Source organism: Methylophaga thalassica MP, from assembly GCF_000214595.1.
Taxonomy (GTDB): domain Bacteria; phylum Pseudomonadota; class Gammaproteobacteria; order Nitrosococcales; family Methylophagaceae; genus Methylophaga; species Methylophaga thalassica.
On the sequence record NZ_AFIG01000003.1, the window covers coordinates 464,812 to 481,000 of the forward strand.

Annotated in this window: 13 protein-coding genes; 6 read left to right on the forward strand and 7 right to left on the reverse strand. The window is 43.4% G+C overall.

Going from position 1 to position 16,189, the window contains the following annotated elements; translation table 11 throughout:
- Positions 1–2: 2 nt before the first annotated feature.
- The 4 genes from MAMP_RS15795 to MAMP_RS13820 form a co-directional block, all read right to left on the reverse strand.
- A complete protein-coding gene (locus tag MAMP_RS15795; protein ID WP_007146705.1) occupies positions 3–2,354 on the reverse strand; it encodes a bifunctional diguanylate cyclase/phosphodiesterase in 2,352 nt (783 codons plus the stop codon).
- Between the two features lie 250 nt (positions 2,355–2,604).
- Positions 2,605–3,111, reverse strand: coding sequence for a hypothetical protein (locus MAMP_RS13810; RefSeq protein ID WP_007146706.1), 507 nt, complete (start codon positions 3,109–3,111; stop codon positions 2,605–2,607).
- A 101-nt stretch (positions 3,112–3,212) separates the two neighbouring features.
- Positions 3,213–3,764, reverse strand: a complete 552-nt coding sequence (locus tag MAMP_RS13815) for a hypothetical protein (RefSeq protein WP_007146707.1) — start codon at positions 3,762–3,764, stop codon at positions 3,213–3,215.
- Positions 3,765–4,160: 396 nt separating this feature from the next.
- Positions 4,161–4,592, reverse strand: coding sequence for a hypothetical protein (locus MAMP_RS13820; RefSeq protein WP_007146708.1), 432 nt, complete (start codon positions 4,590–4,592; stop codon positions 4,161–4,163).
- A 580-nt stretch (positions 4,593–5,172) separates the two neighbouring features.
- Between MAMP_RS13820 and MAMP_RS13825 the strand changes: the two genes are divergently transcribed.
- Positions 5,173–6,582 carry a PhoH family protein gene (locus tag MAMP_RS13825; protein ID WP_007146710.1) on the forward strand — a complete coding sequence of 470 codons (1,410 nt, stop codon included), beginning with the start codon at positions 5,173–5,175 and terminating at the stop codon, positions 6,580–6,582.
- Between the two features lie 91 nt (positions 6,583–6,673).
- Complete coding sequence (locus MAMP_RS13830) at positions 6,674–7,288, forward strand: PilZ domain-containing protein (RefSeq protein WP_040576617.1); 615 nt, start codon at positions 6,674–6,676, stop codon at positions 7,286–7,288.
- Here the strand turns inward: MAMP_RS13830 and MAMP_RS13835 are convergent.
- Positions 7,275–10,466 (reverse strand): efflux RND transporter permease subunit, encoded by a 3,192-nt coding sequence (locus MAMP_RS13835; protein ID WP_007146712.1) that lies wholly within the window; start codon positions 10,464–10,466, stop codon positions 7,275–7,277. The two genes, MAMP_RS13830 and MAMP_RS13835, sit on opposite strands and share 14 nt — an antisense overlap.
- Positions 10,459–11,532 carry an efflux RND transporter periplasmic adaptor subunit gene (locus MAMP_RS13840; protein WP_007146713.1) on the reverse strand — a complete coding sequence of 358 codons (1,074 nt, stop codon included), beginning with the start codon at positions 11,530–11,532 and terminating at the stop codon, positions 10,459–10,461. The genes MAMP_RS13835 and MAMP_RS13840 overlap by 8 nt, the downstream gene beginning before the upstream one ends.
- Positions 11,533–11,628: 96 nt before the next feature.
- Between MAMP_RS13840 and MAMP_RS13845 the strand changes: the two genes are divergently transcribed.
- The 4 genes from MAMP_RS13845 to MAMP_RS13860 all read left to right on the forward strand — a co-directional run bounded on the left by MAMP_RS13845 (position 11,629) and on the right by MAMP_RS13860 (position 14,418).
- The gene (locus tag MAMP_RS13845; protein ID WP_007146714.1) at positions 11,629–12,276 is read left to right on the forward strand and encodes a glutathione S-transferase; all 648 of its coding nucleotides are present in this window, start codon (positions 11,629–11,631) and stop codon (positions 12,274–12,276) included.
- A 325-nt stretch (positions 12,277–12,601) separates the two neighbouring features.
- Positions 12,602–13,132, forward strand: coding sequence for a hypothetical protein (locus tag MAMP_RS13850; protein WP_007146716.1), 531 nt, complete (start codon positions 12,602–12,604; stop codon positions 13,130–13,132).
- Positions 13,133–13,162: 30 nt separating this feature from the next.
- On the forward strand, positions 13,163–13,957 hold the full coding sequence (locus tag MAMP_RS13855; RefSeq protein WP_007146717.1) for a hypothetical protein: 795 nt from the start codon (positions 13,163–13,165) through the stop codon (positions 13,955–13,957).
- Between the two features lie 14 nt (positions 13,958–13,971).
- On the forward strand, positions 13,972–14,418 hold the full coding sequence (locus MAMP_RS13860; RefSeq protein WP_007146718.1) for a hypothetical protein: 447 nt from the start codon (positions 13,972–13,974) through the stop codon (positions 14,416–14,418).
- An 81-nt stretch (positions 14,419–14,499) separates the two neighbouring features.
- Here MAMP_RS13860 and MAMP_RS13865 read toward each other — a convergent pair whose 3' ends face one another.
- Positions 14,500–15,864 carry an ammonium transporter gene (locus MAMP_RS13865; RefSeq protein ID WP_007146719.1) on the reverse strand — a complete coding sequence of 455 codons (1,365 nt, stop codon included), beginning with the start codon at positions 15,862–15,864 and terminating at the stop codon, positions 14,500–14,502.
- Positions 15,865–16,189: the final 325 nt, after the last annotated feature.

Genomic DNA, 16,189 nt, shown 5'->3' on the forward strand with positions numbered 1-16,189 from the left:
CATCAAGCTAAGCTCTGCTTTGAATTATTCAAGTATTTCTCAAACTCATCTGCTGGCATCGGTTTATTAAAATAAAATCCCTGAAGTTGCGGGCATTGATATTTTCTTAAAAACTCAAGTTGCTCAATGGTTTCAACGCCTTCTGCAATCACATTAAGCCCTAATCTATCAGCCATGTTAATGATCGCCTCCGTGATGGCACTATTGCTCTGATTTTCCGGCAGTCCATGGATAAATGATCGATCAATCTTGACGCTATCGACAGGGAAAATTTCTAAGCTACTGAATGATGAATAGCCCACACCTAGATCATCAATAGCCAATCCGACTCCAAGCTCTTTCAAGGCCCTGAGAACTTTGTTAGCGTTAACCGCATCCTCGACCACGACACGCTCGGTAATTTCAACCACTAAATACTCTGCTGGCATCTGAGTTTCGGACAGTATCTTGAGAATATCATCCAAAAGTCTTTCGTCATTAAATTGTTTCGGCGATAAATTAACCGCAATGGGTAATAATCTATTGCCATTTTTTAGCCATTGCATATTTTGACGACAAGCCGTTTCTATAACCCATTTACCGATGGGAATAATCAACCCGGTATCTTCTGCAATACTGATAAAGTCAACGGGTTCAACCAAGCCTAAATTAGGATGATGCCAGCGGATAAGTGCCTCCATACCTATAATTTCAACGCTTTGTGAATCCAGCTTGGCCTGGTAAAACATCTCGAACTCATGGTTATGTAGGGCGTTCTTTAAGTCGGCTTCCAATGCTCTGCGCTCAAAAGATTGTTTGTGAAGCTCTGCTGAATAACGCTGAATTCCATTTTTACCTGACTCTTTTGCAGCATACATAGCGGCATCCGCATGTTTAGTCAGCTCATCTTCATTATCACCATGCTCCGGATAACAGCTGATACCAATACTTGCGGTAATGTGAATGACTTGGTCTTTGAGCATAAATGGGGCAGCAATAGCATTCAGAATTCGGCCAGCAACCACATCTACATGTTTATGTTCTTCCTCACCAGATACTTCGGGTAGTAGAACAATAAATTCATCACCACCAATACGACTGGCTACGTCACTGTCACGAATACTCAAGTTTAATCTTTCAGCCACTTGTCTGAGTAATTCATCGCCAGCATCATGACCCAAATTATCATTCACCGCCTTGAAGCCATCTAAATCCATGAATAACAGCGAGAACTGACGATCATAGCGCTTAGCTTCATTAATCTGATGTTGTACCATTTTGCAGAACATCGCACGATTGGGAAGTTGAGTAAGCTCGTCATGCAAAGCCATAAACTCAATCTGGCGCGTGCGTTCGTCCAGCGCCTCTTCCATAGCTTTAAAAGCACGTTTAATGGCGATGCTAAACAATATGATAGTGAGCAAAATAATAAGCAGTGCCCCGACGACATTGATCCACAGCTCGTTTATGGCACTTTTATAAAGGCGAGTGATGTTCTCAACCGACACTAATACACCGGATATCTGCCCAGTAATATCTTCAAACGGGCTTACACCGATACCATATTTCTCCTCTTTATCATTAATGAAATTATTTGCTGTAGAGATAAATCCAGCATCTAGGTCGACTTTAGGCAAAAGAGTCTCCATCAGCGATGAATCGGTTGAATAAATCAGCTGGTAATGACTAAACGCCTGACCTTGGATATCAGCCTCACTGAAAGTAATAAAGTCATCCACTAATAAAATGGCAAGATCATTACCCGTGGCCTCTTTTAATTCGTGAAAGATATGGTCGATTTCTTCGGCTAACTCAATATAACCTATGAATTCCTGTGACTCTCCTAGATAAACCGGCTGAACACAACGGAGAGAATAAAAATTCATGCCCATTTCAATGCCACAGGCAAGTTTCTGTGTTCTGGCAGATTTAAGATAGGTAGTGCGAGATAAACGGTCACCAAACTGGTCGGGCTTGTGAGCTCTCAAAATAACATCGCCATTGGGACCGATAAAATAGGCGTGGGTGATTTTTGTTTGATTTTTTAAGCGCTCAAAATCATCTTCAAATTCAGTATAGATCGCATCGCGCTGCCCTGATTGCATTTTTTCGAGCAATGTTTGATTACCGGAAAGTGCAGTAATTGCTCTGGCCAGACCTACCGCATCTGCTTCAAGAAATTGCCTAAACAGTTTAACTGTCGTTTCGTGCGTATCGGATACTTCAGTATTGACGTGTTCTATATGGTGTTTAAAAAAAATCAGACTGCTAGCAATACCAACAGAGATCATCAGAGTAAACAAAAATAATTCCAAACGTGTTCTTGTGGTTAATGCTTTGACCCGTCTGCTTAATTTAAATGGCCTTACAAACATCGTTGTTTACTCCATCAACAAACAAATTAGTGTCCTTGAACTGATTTGTATAATCACATGTTTATATTAGCGCTTTGCTTCATTTGAGTAGTAAATTAATTGTGCAGTGATATGAGTGTGAAAATAGTACTGTCGTTATAAAAAGCTTTGTCATTATTCGCTTGGAATCGACTATCAGGAGCAAATTAGACATAAAAAAAGGGGCGAATCCTCGCCCCTTTTTGCTGATTGAAAATGACGACCACAATGTCTAGTTCAATTTCTTCATCTCACTACGCATTGAGTCAGGCACATCTTCCAACAAAACAATAGATATACCGTCAGCTGAGCTATTGTTATGCGTCATTTTTTCACCAGATGCTTGTTTAACCTGTTCAGGCGACAAGGTATACATAGCCCCCGTCATTGGGTCGACAATAAACCAGCCAATTAAACCACCAAATAGGATATTACCGCCGATATACCAACCATTTGCATTAGCTTTAACAGGGATAGTTTGCGTTGCAAACCCAGGCTTGCTGATTTCAACTGTAAAACTTTTTTTACCCCAGTAACTACCATCACTTTTCTGTAAAGTGACATTGGTCGGTGTAGTTCCTTTAAAGACTTCAATACCTCTTTCATCAGTAATCTTGATAGTGGCGTCTGATGGTGAACTGCTAACAGGCATCACCTGAGTCTTATCACCCATAATCGTGGCACAGCCACCCAGTAACATGACCGATGATAATAAAACCGCACTCAATATTTTTTTCATTATTACTCCATAAATTCCATTCTTAAAGATGCTGAGAAATGAGCCGAACGGAAAACTCACAACTTAAAATAAACAATCGCTAGGTATCACTTATCAATGATTTATTCAGCGAGAGAAATCGCCTGTGTATCAATATTTAGTGTGTTTAACTTTTCTAATAAGATTTCAATGTTATGTTTAGCAGAACCTTCATTAGCTAAACGCAAACGCTCGACGCCCACAAACGCATCACCCACGCCAGCCGTGAATGGGGCACTAATTTTTTCGTCCATTACGATGGATTGATCTTGTTTGTTTCTGAGGATATAGCGAATTTCTGTGGTGACAGTAAAGTTCATACCAAAGATAGGTTGATCTACATTGACTAACTGAACTTCCATTTCATATTGAGCGTCTTCAGCTAACAATCCCTGAGCATTAAGACTTTGTTTCAACGCCTCTTTAAAATCATCATTGCTGATTTCAGATGACCATAGTGGGTTCGTCTCCTGTCCACCGATAACATTCTCAACACCAATATTTTGTTGAATCTGCTCTGGATAAGACGTTGATGCTTTTTTCATAACAGCCATATTTTCAACTTTGGCGCCTGAGGCACAACCAAATAAACCTGAAAAAATCGCCGCAATAACCGCGAGTTTTATAATCCTCATTTATCACTCCTAATCAAATAATTTAGATATTCAGGCAGCACAAAACATCAGCGAAGGAAACGCCGACGATGAATCATTGAAATAAGGAGACAAACAGGGAATTAATGCAGAGTATTTACTCGCTATCCATAGCTAAAATCTATTTCTATTCTATATGACACTGCTTCTGAAGTGTGAAATATTTCACATTTTTTCAGAGTGCGCAATCAAATTTTGCTTTTTTTCGATTACTGTTTTCAATTAGTCAAAGATAAAAAATGGCATACAGATAAGGTCTAAACGCAAAAAATAAACCTAGAGCAATATTATAGTGCTGAGTAAATATAGAATTAGGTGGTCAGAGACGTTTGGCTGCTTAAAAAAAAGGCCAGCCTTAATCAGGCTGACCTTCCTCGATTATTGACAACTGACTTGATAGCCATCTTTGACTCGCTTAAAGCTGTAAGTGTTGTCATTACCTTTCTGTTCATAGTTCAACTCGTCATTAACTAATTCCAGATTCTCATAATGAATTTGCTTACCAATCTGATCAGAAGAATTTCCATTCATATCCTGAAAAGCCGCAATGACCGTATGTAACTCTTTGCCCTCCATCTTCCACTGACCTCGCTCTTTTTGCACCCAGGAAAGATTTTCACCGTCACAGACCAGAAACAATGCGGCGTAACTCTGATCCGCTTCACGTTTGACCAACCATTTCATAGTTTCACCGTCATGATCGGTTTCGGCATACCAGGTGCCAATTAAATCATCGAATGCTACTTCCGCAAGAGCCATGCTTGATATAGATAGACCAGCCAGTACAGCCAACATTGTTTTTAATTTCATGGGGAATCACCCTCCTTAGATGTCTGCATTGATATAGGAGGATTCATTACTTCATCGATATTCATAACACCCACCTAACTCGTCCGACAACACTAATCTTGCTGGTAAGACAGAACAAGATGTCCTAGTGATAATTGTGACTGACTCCTAATGCGGTGATGTAGTGATATCGCAAAAGCCTCCGTTTTTGATATCAGCTTGCTGGGAAAACAGAAAAATTTTGCCGTTATTTCGGGAGGAGAAAACCGTCTTTAAGTCAGAGAAAAGCGGTCAATCATTATGGGCTCAGCAATTCAGTCATATCGGATAAAAACAATATCGATTGCTTATTAATCAACGAGATAATGGGATCAAGCCAAAAGGAATACCGACCTAGAAAAGCAGAATAATGGCGAAACGTTCGAAGATAAATCATTCGGGGAAGGCTTTTCATATTAACACTAATTAAGCAGTTGTGGAGTGGCTTGCGGTTGATATGAATAGCATTGGGAAAATAATCGTTGCTCACTCTTTGCAGTAATGATTTCTTGCACCATAATCAACCTCAGGTCTCCAACTAACCAAAGAGGATCTCGAACCAATGATCAAACGTCCCGCCGAAGGTAAACGTCTGTTTATTCTGGACACCAACGTGTTAATGCATGACCCAACGGCTTTATTCCGTTTTGATGAGCATGATATCTATTTACCGATGGTGGTATTAGAAGAACTTGACCGCGGTAAAAAAGGCTTATCTGAAGTGTCCCGCAATGTCCGTCAAGTTAGCCGGTTCCTCGATGATTTATTGTTACAGGCTGAAGATAATGAAGCCATTAGCAAAGGCATACCTCTGCCCAGCGTGAATAGCGGCGATATGCCTAATGCCAGTGGTCGCCTGTTTTTCCAGACCACACAAATGGAGCAGGAGTTACCCAAAGAGCTGCCGAGTCATCAAGGTGACAACGCCATTTTAAGTGTGGCAATTGCATTACAGGCAGCGATTAAAGATCACACGATTATTCTCGTTTCAAAAGACATTAACTTACGCATCAAAGCCACCGTTTTAGGTATCTGTGCCGAAGACTACTACAACGATAAAGTCCTGGATGATGTGGATCTGCTCTATCGCGGTGCAAGCGAACTGAATGCGGACTTTTGGGATGACTTAAATCGTCTGGAATCGTGGACGGCTGATGGTCAGACCTTTTATGAAGTTGAAGGCGATGTGGTTAAAGACTGGTATCCCAATCAGCTCATTTACTCGCCCGGTGAAGATCACAATATTGAAGCGGTAGTGCGCTCGGTCACTGAAACCAGTGCTGATATTCAGCTTATCAACGATTACCGTAAAGATAATCATGCCATCTGGGGAATTACAGCACGCAATCGCGAACAAAATTTCGCACTGAATTTATTAATGGATCCTGACGTTGATTTCGTCAGCTTACTGGGTCAGGCTGGTACCGGTAAAACATTACTGACATTGGCAGCAGCATTAACACAAACTGTCGAACACAAACGTTACAGTGAAATCATCATGACACGAGTTACCGTGCCTGTCGGTGAAGACATTGGTTTCTTACCGGGTACCGAAGAAGAGAAAATGACGCCTTGGATGGGCGCATTAATGGATAACCTTGAGGTATTAAATAAAACAGAAGGGGGTGAATGGGGTCGTCAGGCTACCAACGATCTATTACAGCGCTGGATCAAAATCCGTTCATTAAACTTTATGCGCGGCCGCACATTCCTGAACCGCTTTTTAATTATTGATGAAGCGCAAAACTTAACCTCAAAACAGATGAAGACCTTAATTACCCGTGCAGGCCCAGGCACTAAAATTGTCTGCCTAGGTAACATCGCTCAAATTGACACGCCGTACTTGAGTGAGACGACTTCAGGTCTGACTTATGTGGTTGATCACTTTAAATATTGGCAGCACAGTGGTCACATTACGTTACTCAGAGGTGAACGTTCAAGACTGGCTGATTATGCCTCCGAAAACCTTTAATGCTGGCAACTTAATCGGAACATGATATAAAGAATCCTATATTCAAGCCGATTAAGTGGCATTAGGTTTTCAAGGATAACGGTAGAGAGTGATGCAACATTCAGGTTCAGACAGACGTGAATTTTTTCGAATCAATGACTCGGTGGTGATTGAGTTCAAACCAGTAGAAAAAACACACGTTGGTGAAGTCGCAAAACGTATTTCACAATCATCAGATAATGATGGTGATTCTGAACGGGCACAATTACGCACAATGCAAAACGTGTTTTCACATTTACTGGACCAAATCAGCCAGCATGATCGTGAAATGGCACGTGCCCTACGATTATTGGATGACAAAGTAAATCTGATAGCGCAGCGAATCGAGCGTCATAACAATCCGATCAATCCTGACAAACTGACAGACGTTAACTTAAGTGGGGGTGGCGTCGCCTTATTAGTGGCCACCCCTATTCCACCAAGAGATTATGTTGAACTGTTTATGCAGTTAGTGCCATCAGCCAGCACCATTCATACTCTGGCGACGGTGATTGGCTGTGACAAAATCGAACAAGCACCGGCTGAAACACCTTATTTATTACGTATGGCCTTCACTCATATGGATGAAATGGATCGCAATGTCCTTATTCGCCACACCTTAAAACGCCAGGCCGAACGTTTACGCGAAGGTGAGCTCACAGGCGCTATGACCCTTATCGAGTCTTGATATAGCTGTAATACAGCAACGGAATGACCAATAAGGTTAATAAGGTCGACACCAGAATTCCGAATAACAAGGCAATAGCCAAGCCATTAAATATGGGGTCATCGAGAATAAAGACCGCCCCTACCATCGCAGCCAGCGCAGTCAGAATAATGGGCTTGGCACGGGTTGCAGCAGCGGCAATCACTGCCTTCTCAGCCGTCATGCCTTCAGCCATCGCATGACGAATAAAGTCGACTAACAAAATAGAGTTACGCACGATAATCCCCGCCATTGCAATCATGCCAATCATCGATGTTGCTGTAAAAGGTGCGCCTAATAAAGCATGCCCAGGCATGACGCCAATCACGGTCAGCGGAATCGGCACCATAATAATCAACGGTAATAAATAAGATCGAAACTGCGCCACAATCAGCAGATAAATCAGAATAATGCCCACGGCATAAGCTAACCCCATATCACGAAACGTTTCATAGGTAATTTGCCATTCCCCATCCCATTTCAGTGAATCTTGTAGCGCCAGACTTGGCACTGAAACCAAATATTGCTGAATCGGCATATTCTCTAATTGCTGATACACCGAAAACATTCCATATAATGGACTATCGACCTTGCCAGCCATATCCGCTGTGACGTAAGTCACGGCTTGTAAGTCCTTGTGGTAAAGCGTTTGCTGATGTTCACCATCCACCACATTGACGACATCAGATAAACGAATCAGCTCACCTTGTTGATTGATGAGCTTCATATTCAATACGGCATCAAGATTCGCTTTATCCTCGATTGACCATTGCAACCGCAATGGTATTGCATATTTCACATTATCATCGTGCAGATACCCTACGTCCTCACCAGTCAGCGCTAACTGAATAGCTTCAACAATCTGTTGCTGACTCAGGCCAAATAAGCTCGCTTTATTTCTATCTACATTAATGATCTGTCTGTCGGCTTTCGCCTCAATGCTGCTATCAATATCGACAATGCCATCGGTTTGCTCGAACACCTTAACAAGTTGTGATGCCTGATTTTGTCGCTGTTGTTCATTCAAGCCATACAACTCCGCCACAATGGGTGATAACACAGGTGGCCCCGCCGGCACTTCAACGACCTTGATACGCGCATCCCATTTCTTAGCAATCGCTGTCAGTGGTTCTCTTAGCTTTAGTGCTAAGGCATGGCTATGTTCATCACGCTGATGTTTATCTCTGAGGTTGATTTGAATATCTGCCTGATGCCAGGCCTCACGCAAATAATACTGACGCACCAGACCATTAAAATTAATCGGCGAAGCTGTGCCGACATAGGCCTGATAATCGGTCACATCGGCAACGGTCGACAGATAATCTGTCAACGCACGGGTGACTGCTGCTGTTTTTTCTAATGGCGAGCCTTCAGGCATATCAATCACAATCTGTACTTCAGACTTATTATCAAACGGCAGCATTTTCAGAATAACCAGTTTCACTGCTGCCAGACCAACAGACACAACGACCAGCATAATAAGTCCACCCCACAGTAATTTTCGGCGGCGGGCAGCATTTTCATGTAATAGAAAGGGGCTCAAAATACGCTGAAAAACGGCGTTATATTGGGACTCAGCGACTTTCTCATGGTTGGCCGAACGAGAATGTGAAAGCATCTTCAACACCATCCATGGTGTCACGATATAGGCCACCATTAATGACAGCAGCATGCCCATACTGGCATTAATCGGAATCGGGCTCATATACGGGCCCATCAAACCGCTGACAAAGGCCATGGGTAATAAGGCGGCAATCACGGCTAAAGTCGCCAATATGGTTGGCTGGCCTACCTCATCGACAGCGATGGGAATCGCTTGTTTTAAGGTTAATTTTCCTTGTTGAATATGACGATGAATATTCTCCACCACCACAATCGCATCATCCACCAAAATGCCAATAGAAAAAATTAAGGCGAATAACGACACCCGATTTAAAGTAAAACCCCATGCCCACGAAGCAAATAACATCAGTAATAAGGTAATCACCACCGCTACGCCAACGATAATGGCCTCTCGCCAGCCCAGTGCAAATAACACCAATAAAACCACAGCCACCGTGACAAAAATAAGTTTATGGATCAGCGTATCGGCTTTTTGATCCGCCGTTTCACCATAATTACGCGTGACGGTCACCTGCACATCATCGGCAATCATCACACCTTTTAATGCTGTTACCTGCTGCAGAACGGCATCGGCAATATCGGCGGCATTGGTTCCAGGCTGTTTGGCAATGGCGATGGTGACGGCATCATATTCACCCTGAGCTCTAATCTGTTTGTCTGAAGCAGCAGGTCCGGTTCCAAACCACACATACTGACGGGGTTGCTCTGGACCAAGAGCAATATCAGCCACATCAGTTAAATACACCGGTTGGTCATTAAATACACCGACAATTAATGACTTCAGCGTGTCAGCGGAAACAATAAACTGACCCGCTTGAACACTAGTCATTTGATTATTCTGTACTGTCGTCCCAGCTTCAGCAGATTGGTTAGCGGCTGACAATGCCTGACTTAAACGATGACTATCAATGTGATAAGCCGCCATTGCCTCTGGATCTAAGGTGATATTCACTACGGTATCAGCGCCGCCAACAGTATAAATATCCCGTGTTCCATCAACCCGCTTCAGTTCCACTTCCAAGGACTGTGCCAACTGTTTCAACTGATTTGAATCCTGCTGGCCCTGACGCCATAAGGTCAGCGTCAGAATAGGCACATCATCAATGCCTTTGGGTTTAATAATAGGTTGTGACACACCTAAGTTTTTAGGCAGCCAATCCAGATTGGAATATATTTTATTGTACAAACGTACAATCGCATCGGTACGATTCTCACCGACTTCAAACTGGGCAGTGATGATAGCCAACTCTGGCTTCGATACTGAATACACATGTTTCAGACCAGAAATTTCACTCACCACCTGCTCCGCCGGTGTCGCTATCAAACTCTCCACTTCCTTGGCTGACGCACCAGGGTAAGCAATGAAAATATCTGCCATGGTGACATCAATCTGCGGTTCTTCTTCACGCGGCGTCACCATCAATGCAAACAACCCCAGCAATAAAGCCAGCAATGCCATTAACGGCGTCAGTGCATTGTCCTGAAATAACGCGGCAATACGGCCGGATATTCCCAATGTTGGCTTAATATCAGTCATGTTGTTGCTGCAAATACAATAAAGCCCTATCTGGCTGAGTAATCACTTGTTCTCCGGCATCGATACCGGATAAGACTTCAACCCAGCCATCATCGTATTCCGTCCCAACTCTGAGTTGTCGGAATACAACCCGTTGCTGCGCGAGCACATAAACCCCATCCACTTCAGCCCGTTTTAACAGCGCCTGTTTTGGAATCACCAACACCGGCTGCTCACTGCCATAAGCGGTGACTTTTGTCGTCATGCCAGGGAAAATCTCATTGAGATTTTGTGGTAAATCCAAACGGATATGAAAACTGTGAGTCTGCGTATCAGCAGCTGGAATTAAGGTTTTATCAAGGTGTGTTAAGTGTTCGCCTGTAGGTAAAAGCACATCCAGCTTGGCCGCCATCACTTCAGTTAACTGTTTCTGTGGCACGGTAAACACCACGCGTAAATCATCCAGTGATAAACCGGACATCAATGCCTGTCCAGGTGTTGCCATCTCGCCAACTTCAATCCAGCGCTTGGTCATCACACCCGCATAAGGTGCTCGCACTTCGGTATAGGAGAGCTCAACTTTAGCCTGCTCGACTTCCGCTTGCCGCGCTTTTATTTGGGCATTTAATACATTGACCCGAGCTGCCGTCGCCGCTTTATCGGCTTCCGCTTTATCTAAAGCGGAACGGGTCACTTGTTTACGTTGGTACAAATCATTAATGCGTTTGGCTTCAGCAGCGGCTTCAGTATATCTGGCCTGAACTTCTTTTAACTGCGCCTGTTCGGCCAGCAGATTCGCTTCTGCCTGCCATAGACGGGTTTTAATTTCTTCATCATTAAACCGTAAAATCAGCGCACCTTTTTCCACCCGGTCATTTACGTCATAAAAGATCTCAGCCACTTGCGCTGAAACGCGAGAAGAGACAGTCGCCTGATTAACGGCTTCAATACTGCCATCAAAAGTCCATTGCTGAGCGTAGTTTTTGAACACCGCCTCGGCGTGGGGTGGCGCTTCCGCCTGAACAGTAAAACTCACAGGAAAAAGCAGTATGAAAAAGACGATCCATCTAGTAAATGAATGTTCCATGGTAATCTCAACATCAATATTAGCATTTGCTAATTTACATTTATCACCGCTGATTGTCTATACTGAGTTTTTGTTCAAGCTGGAAATAATCTGTTCATGAAGTATCCCACTTTATATAGCTTTCGCCGTTGTCCTTACGCTATGAGGGCCCGGCTTGCACTAGCCGCCAGCGGAATAAAAACCGAACTTCGTGAAGTGGTATTAAAAGATAAACCCGCAGAATTAGTGGCTGTTTCCCCCAAAGCGACCGTACCTGTTTTACAAACTGAAACTGGCAGAGTGATTGATGAAAGTATTGATATCATGCGTTGGGCACTGGATAAACGCGATCCATTAAACTGGTATCAAACGCTCGATCGCCGTCAACAAATCCAATGCGATGAACTGATTGCCAATAATGATGGTGACTTTAAGTACTACCTTGATCGCTATAAATATGCTGACCGTTACCCAGAACATCCAGAAAGCTATTACCGTGAGCAAGGTGAAAAAACCTTACAAAATCTGGAATCGTTATTAGAAGAAAATGGTTGCCTGCTGAGTGAAAAATGGACGATGGCAGATATCGCGCTGCTGCCCTTCGTTCGTCAGTTTGCTTTAGTTGATAAAGACTGGTTTAACACAGCACCTTATCCTCTCGTCAGAGACTGGTTAAATCACTTCCTACAAAGTGAGTTGTTTGCCAGTGTGATGACAAAATACGAACAATGGCATGCCGATCAGCCACAAATATTGTTTCCATAATGTCGGAACATAGCTTATAGAGTCAGCTTCTGCCGTGGCTCTATATAGCGCTGATAAAGCATATTGAATCACAGAAACGTCGCATTCAAACCCTCGACATGACACCTCAGATAAACGCCATATTCAACAAAGTGTCTATCCATCTTAGAATCAACACCAACAACAAACAAAGTATTGATTAAACTAAAAAAATCCGTTAAATATTCATTCACACACAAACACTGACTAAGCTTGATTCAGTCTTTTTATCGCACAAAAAGGACGTTCTAACGCAACACCCAACTGACATTAATCATCTTTAGAGTTTTTTGAGGGGGAATCTCTAATGAATACAAGGAATTTGGTAGGTTTTGTCGTTCTCAGTTCATCTCTATTATTAAGCGCATGCGGCGATGGTCAGAAAAGCCAGATTGATGAAGCTTTAGCCACTAAGTTCGATACCAATCTGTGTTTTAAAGAACTCAAACAGTTCCCTTATGTAGCACGACCTAAGCCACGCGATTGGCTCCAACCAATGGTAGATGATGGCCTTCTGGATATGGAGGAACGGAAATCAAAAACGAATTCGGGCTCAGAATACATCTACACCATGACCGAAAAAGCATTGAAATACTCCACTAATGAAGGTCATTTCTGTTATGGCACGCAACGCTATGAAGATGTTGAAGGTTTGCCTGATACCGACGATGGCTTCAAACCAGGCATGCAAATTCCAGTAAAAGTGATTGTTAACCGTGAAATCACCGCGGATTGGGCCGAAGCCGATGTGCTTAAAAACAAAGTCCAAACGGGAGAATTCATTTTGCCTGCGGTGTTGATATTCAAACAAGACGGCTCTATCAGCGTTTTTAAATAATCCATCAGACTCGTTATAGGTAGCTAGCTCATGAGTGAATTTATCGATAAGTTGATGAGTAAAGATCGCCCCCTCTGGCAACGTCTTTTGCTATGGCTTGTGATCATTTTTCTTTTATTCAACACCGTTGGCGTCGCCCTCTTTTTTGTGTTTGAAATATTCGGCAGATATTTCGGCAAACTCTTTGTGTTAATACTGGCAGGTGCCACGCTCGCCATTCCAATCTGGCGCTGGCACTTAAAGAACGTTCTGCAAACCTGGGGCAATCCATCCGTATCCGTCTTTACCCGCCGAGAATATCCAGCAACTGGTGGCTATCTGTTTGATGTTCAGCCTGCCAGAGCGACACGTACGCCAGCCATTTTTCTATTTGCTGTGGGTGTGTTTTTCCTGTTCAGCTTTATTCTGATTTCATCCGTATGGTTTTATATTCTGTCGCTGATCTTTATCGGCGTCGGCTGTAGCTTTGTTTTACCCGGAGCACGTTACCGAAAACCAGCACGGGTATCCGTTTCCAAACAAGGTATCGAAGGTAATGACTTTAGCCTGCCACTAGCCTCTATCGCAGAAATTAAGGTCATTCATAACGGCTTGGTTGTAGCAGAAGATCCTATTATGCCTGGACCCAATGGCGTCCCCGTTTCTTCGATGTTAGGCCGACACTGGGGACATCGACAGGCAGAACGCGATTATTGTGTGGAAATAAGAGCCGAGGGTAACAGTGAGCCTTATATTCTTGCAGGCGGTCTGACTCTGGAATCTGCCACAGCCTTAGTGAGCGATATCATCAAAACCAAAGATGAGATGAGCACCCCCCTATCTTGAGAAGGGAGCTGGCCATGCTAAAACACAACCTTCTTTTTTATTTCATTACAGTATCGCTGATGTCAGTGGTATATGCTGAAGACGCTGCTAATGACAATATCCAATCTCGTTCCGACTCTGCCATTATCGCCTGGGCACATGAACAGCATGGTCATAATGTCTACGAACCCGTACAAGTATTTTATGGTGACTTTACTGGGGATGGTATGGATGACGCGCTCGCCTGGATTCTCTATCCCAGTGGCGGTAATAGTGATTTCCTTGATGTCGCCTTATTCCGTTATGAAAATGGTCAGCTCAGATATTATCGCAGTATTGATAATGTGTTTGGTGGTAATCCACGTAATGTCGTGATTACGCCAGGACAGATTACACTCACCACCACCATGCATAAACCGGATGAACCACGTTGCTGTCCGACAGGTGAACGGCAATGGGTGATTAATACAGAAAAAGAGTAGGCTTTATTCATAACAATAAAAAAGTGGCTTACCATAAGAATAAGCCACTAAACGCTCTAACGAGCTAGAGAAAGAAACCCCTTATTTTGCTTCTACCTCAGGTGACACATCTGAATCCAGGCCCCAATGGACTTTATCCAGACCAATCGCCTGTTCTTCATCGGTAATACGCATACCTATCGTTCTTTCCAGAATAAATGACAGGATAAACGCGGTCACAATACCGGTACCCAAACACACCACAATCCCGACGACTTGCATCAGCACACCGATTTCACCGTGTTGGAAAGCATAGGCACCTTCAGTGATGCCGACATAACCACCACGTGGCGTACCGATATGCAGTAAGCCAGTCATAATCAGACCGTAGGAACCGACACCAGCAAATAATGGCAATAATTTATGCTCATCGATCTCCCGTCTTTGCAGGAATTCATAGATAACATAAGCCACCAGCGGTGAACCAAAAGCCACCAGGAACATCTGCCAGGGAATATAGACATCAAAACCCGATGCGCCCGACACATAACCGGCAAATGGGCCTAACAGTAAATAACTGTATTTACGTTTTGAGTAAGCCAGGATAGCGCCCATTAATGTCCCGCCAGCCCAGGCTGCCGCGTAGTTGTTAAACGCTAAACCAACACTGGTATCAGCCATAGTGACACTGACCGCATGAGCGCCCGGATCAAAGAAAAACAGGCAAGACAGGATAACCATCGGCAAGCTGCCAAACACACTAAATACACCCACCGTCACTAAAGCGAGACTGGGAACACGATACTCTTCTACTTTTGAATGCGCAGAGAACATACCGGGTCTGGCACCTAGTTTATTCACAAATACCATGGCCATACCGGCAGGGAAAAGATACACAAAGCCCACACCAAAGAAGTCATGAAATCCCATATTGGTGAGTGGGCCGACAGAGCCCCATGTCCACCAGCTCAATACAGAAGACACTAAAGTCGCGACACATGACGTAATGTAATACGCCGATGACTTCATTCTTTCAGACACCGCGAAGTGTAATAAGACATTGATAATCCCGGCAAAACACGCCAGGAAGAAAATAAAGATCTGGAAGTTATTCAGGCCCGGAAAAACTGCCGGATCCACATTTTGAGCAAGCTCATTAGCTAAAATGCCACCTGCCCACCAATCCTTAATACTATCGGTTAATGTGTAATCGACCATCACATAGTACTGGGCAGCCCAGAATGCAAAGCCGATTACAAAATAGGTGGTAAAGCCGATAAAAAAACCGACTAATTTTTCTATAGTTGCATTAAATGCATTACGCCTCCTAACACCGCCTGCATCAATTAAGAGCAGTCCTATTACGACAAAAATTGCCCCAACGGTGCCAGAGGCGTAAACAAGGTTTTGCACAAGAGATGCCAGCGACACCTGCTCTGCAAACTGTGTAGTTATATCAAACGACATGGTTTTCAGTCCTCATAGTAAATGTGCCTGTTAATTCAGTCACATACAGAGGAATCTATTCCCTGCCTTTTTATCCGTCTATTCTTCCTAGAAATTAACACTTAAGTGGTACATGCCTATAAATACGTGGTTTTTAGGTGTTTTCACCGTTAGATGACAACATTAATCAGCCCGCCCAGATTCTCACTGATCTCATCTAGTCTATGTAATGGCTTAGACTTAAGGCCGTTACTCCGTAGCCATACACGCTAAATAATATTGCGTTGAAAAAACCTGTATTTCTTCAAATGCTTGTTGCTTTACTATCTTAAAGCCAGTGTTTATC

Bases quoted from the DNA above. Each gene is read 5' to 3' on its own strand.
- MAMP_RS13815 (WP_007146707.1), bottom strand. From the start codon at position 3,764: ATGAGGATTATAAAACTCGCGGTTATTGCGGCGATTTTTTCAGGTTTA.
- MAMP_RS13810 (WP_007146706.1), bottom strand. From the start codon at position 3,111: ATGAAAAAAATATTGAGTGCGGTTTTATTATCATCGGTCATGTTACTG.
- MAMP_RS13865 (WP_007146719.1), bottom strand. From the start codon at position 15,864: ATGTCGTTTGATATAACTACACAGTTTGCAGAGCAGGTGTCGCTGGCA.
- MAMP_RS13835 (WP_007146712.1), bottom strand. From the start codon at position 10,466: ATGACTGATATTAAGCCAACATTGGGAATATCCGGCCGTATTGCCGCG.
- MAMP_RS13850 (WP_007146716.1), top strand. From the start codon at position 12,602: ATGAATACAAGGAATTTGGTAGGTTTTGTCGTTCTCAGTTCATCTCTA.
- MAMP_RS13845 (WP_007146714.1), top strand. From the start codon at position 11,629: ATGAAGTATCCCACTTTATATAGCTTTCGCCGTTGTCCTTACGCTATG.
- MAMP_RS13825 (WP_007146710.1), top strand. From the start codon at position 5,173: ATGATCAAACGTCCCGCCGAAGGTAAACGTCTGTTTATTCTGGACACC.
- MAMP_RS13860 (WP_007146718.1), top strand. From the start codon at position 13,972: ATGCTAAAACACAACCTTCTTTTTTATTTCATTACAGTATCGCTGATG.
- MAMP_RS15795 (WP_007146705.1), bottom strand. From the start codon at position 2,354: ATGTTTGTAAGGCCATTTAAATTAAGCAGACGGGTCAAAGCATTAACC.
- MAMP_RS13840 (WP_007146713.1), bottom strand. From the start codon at position 11,532: ATGGAACATTCATTTACTAGATGGATCGTCTTTTTCATACTGCTTTTT.
- MAMP_RS13830 (WP_040576617.1), top strand. From the start codon at position 6,674: ATGCAACATTCAGGTTCAGACAGACGTGAATTTTTTCGAATCAATGAC.
- MAMP_RS13855 (WP_007146717.1), top strand. From the start codon at position 13,163: ATGAGTGAATTTATCGATAAGTTGATGAGTAAAGATCGCCCCCTCTGG.
- MAMP_RS13820 (WP_007146708.1), bottom strand. From the start codon at position 4,592: ATGAAATTAAAAACAATGTTGGCTGTACTGGCTGGTCTATCTATATCA.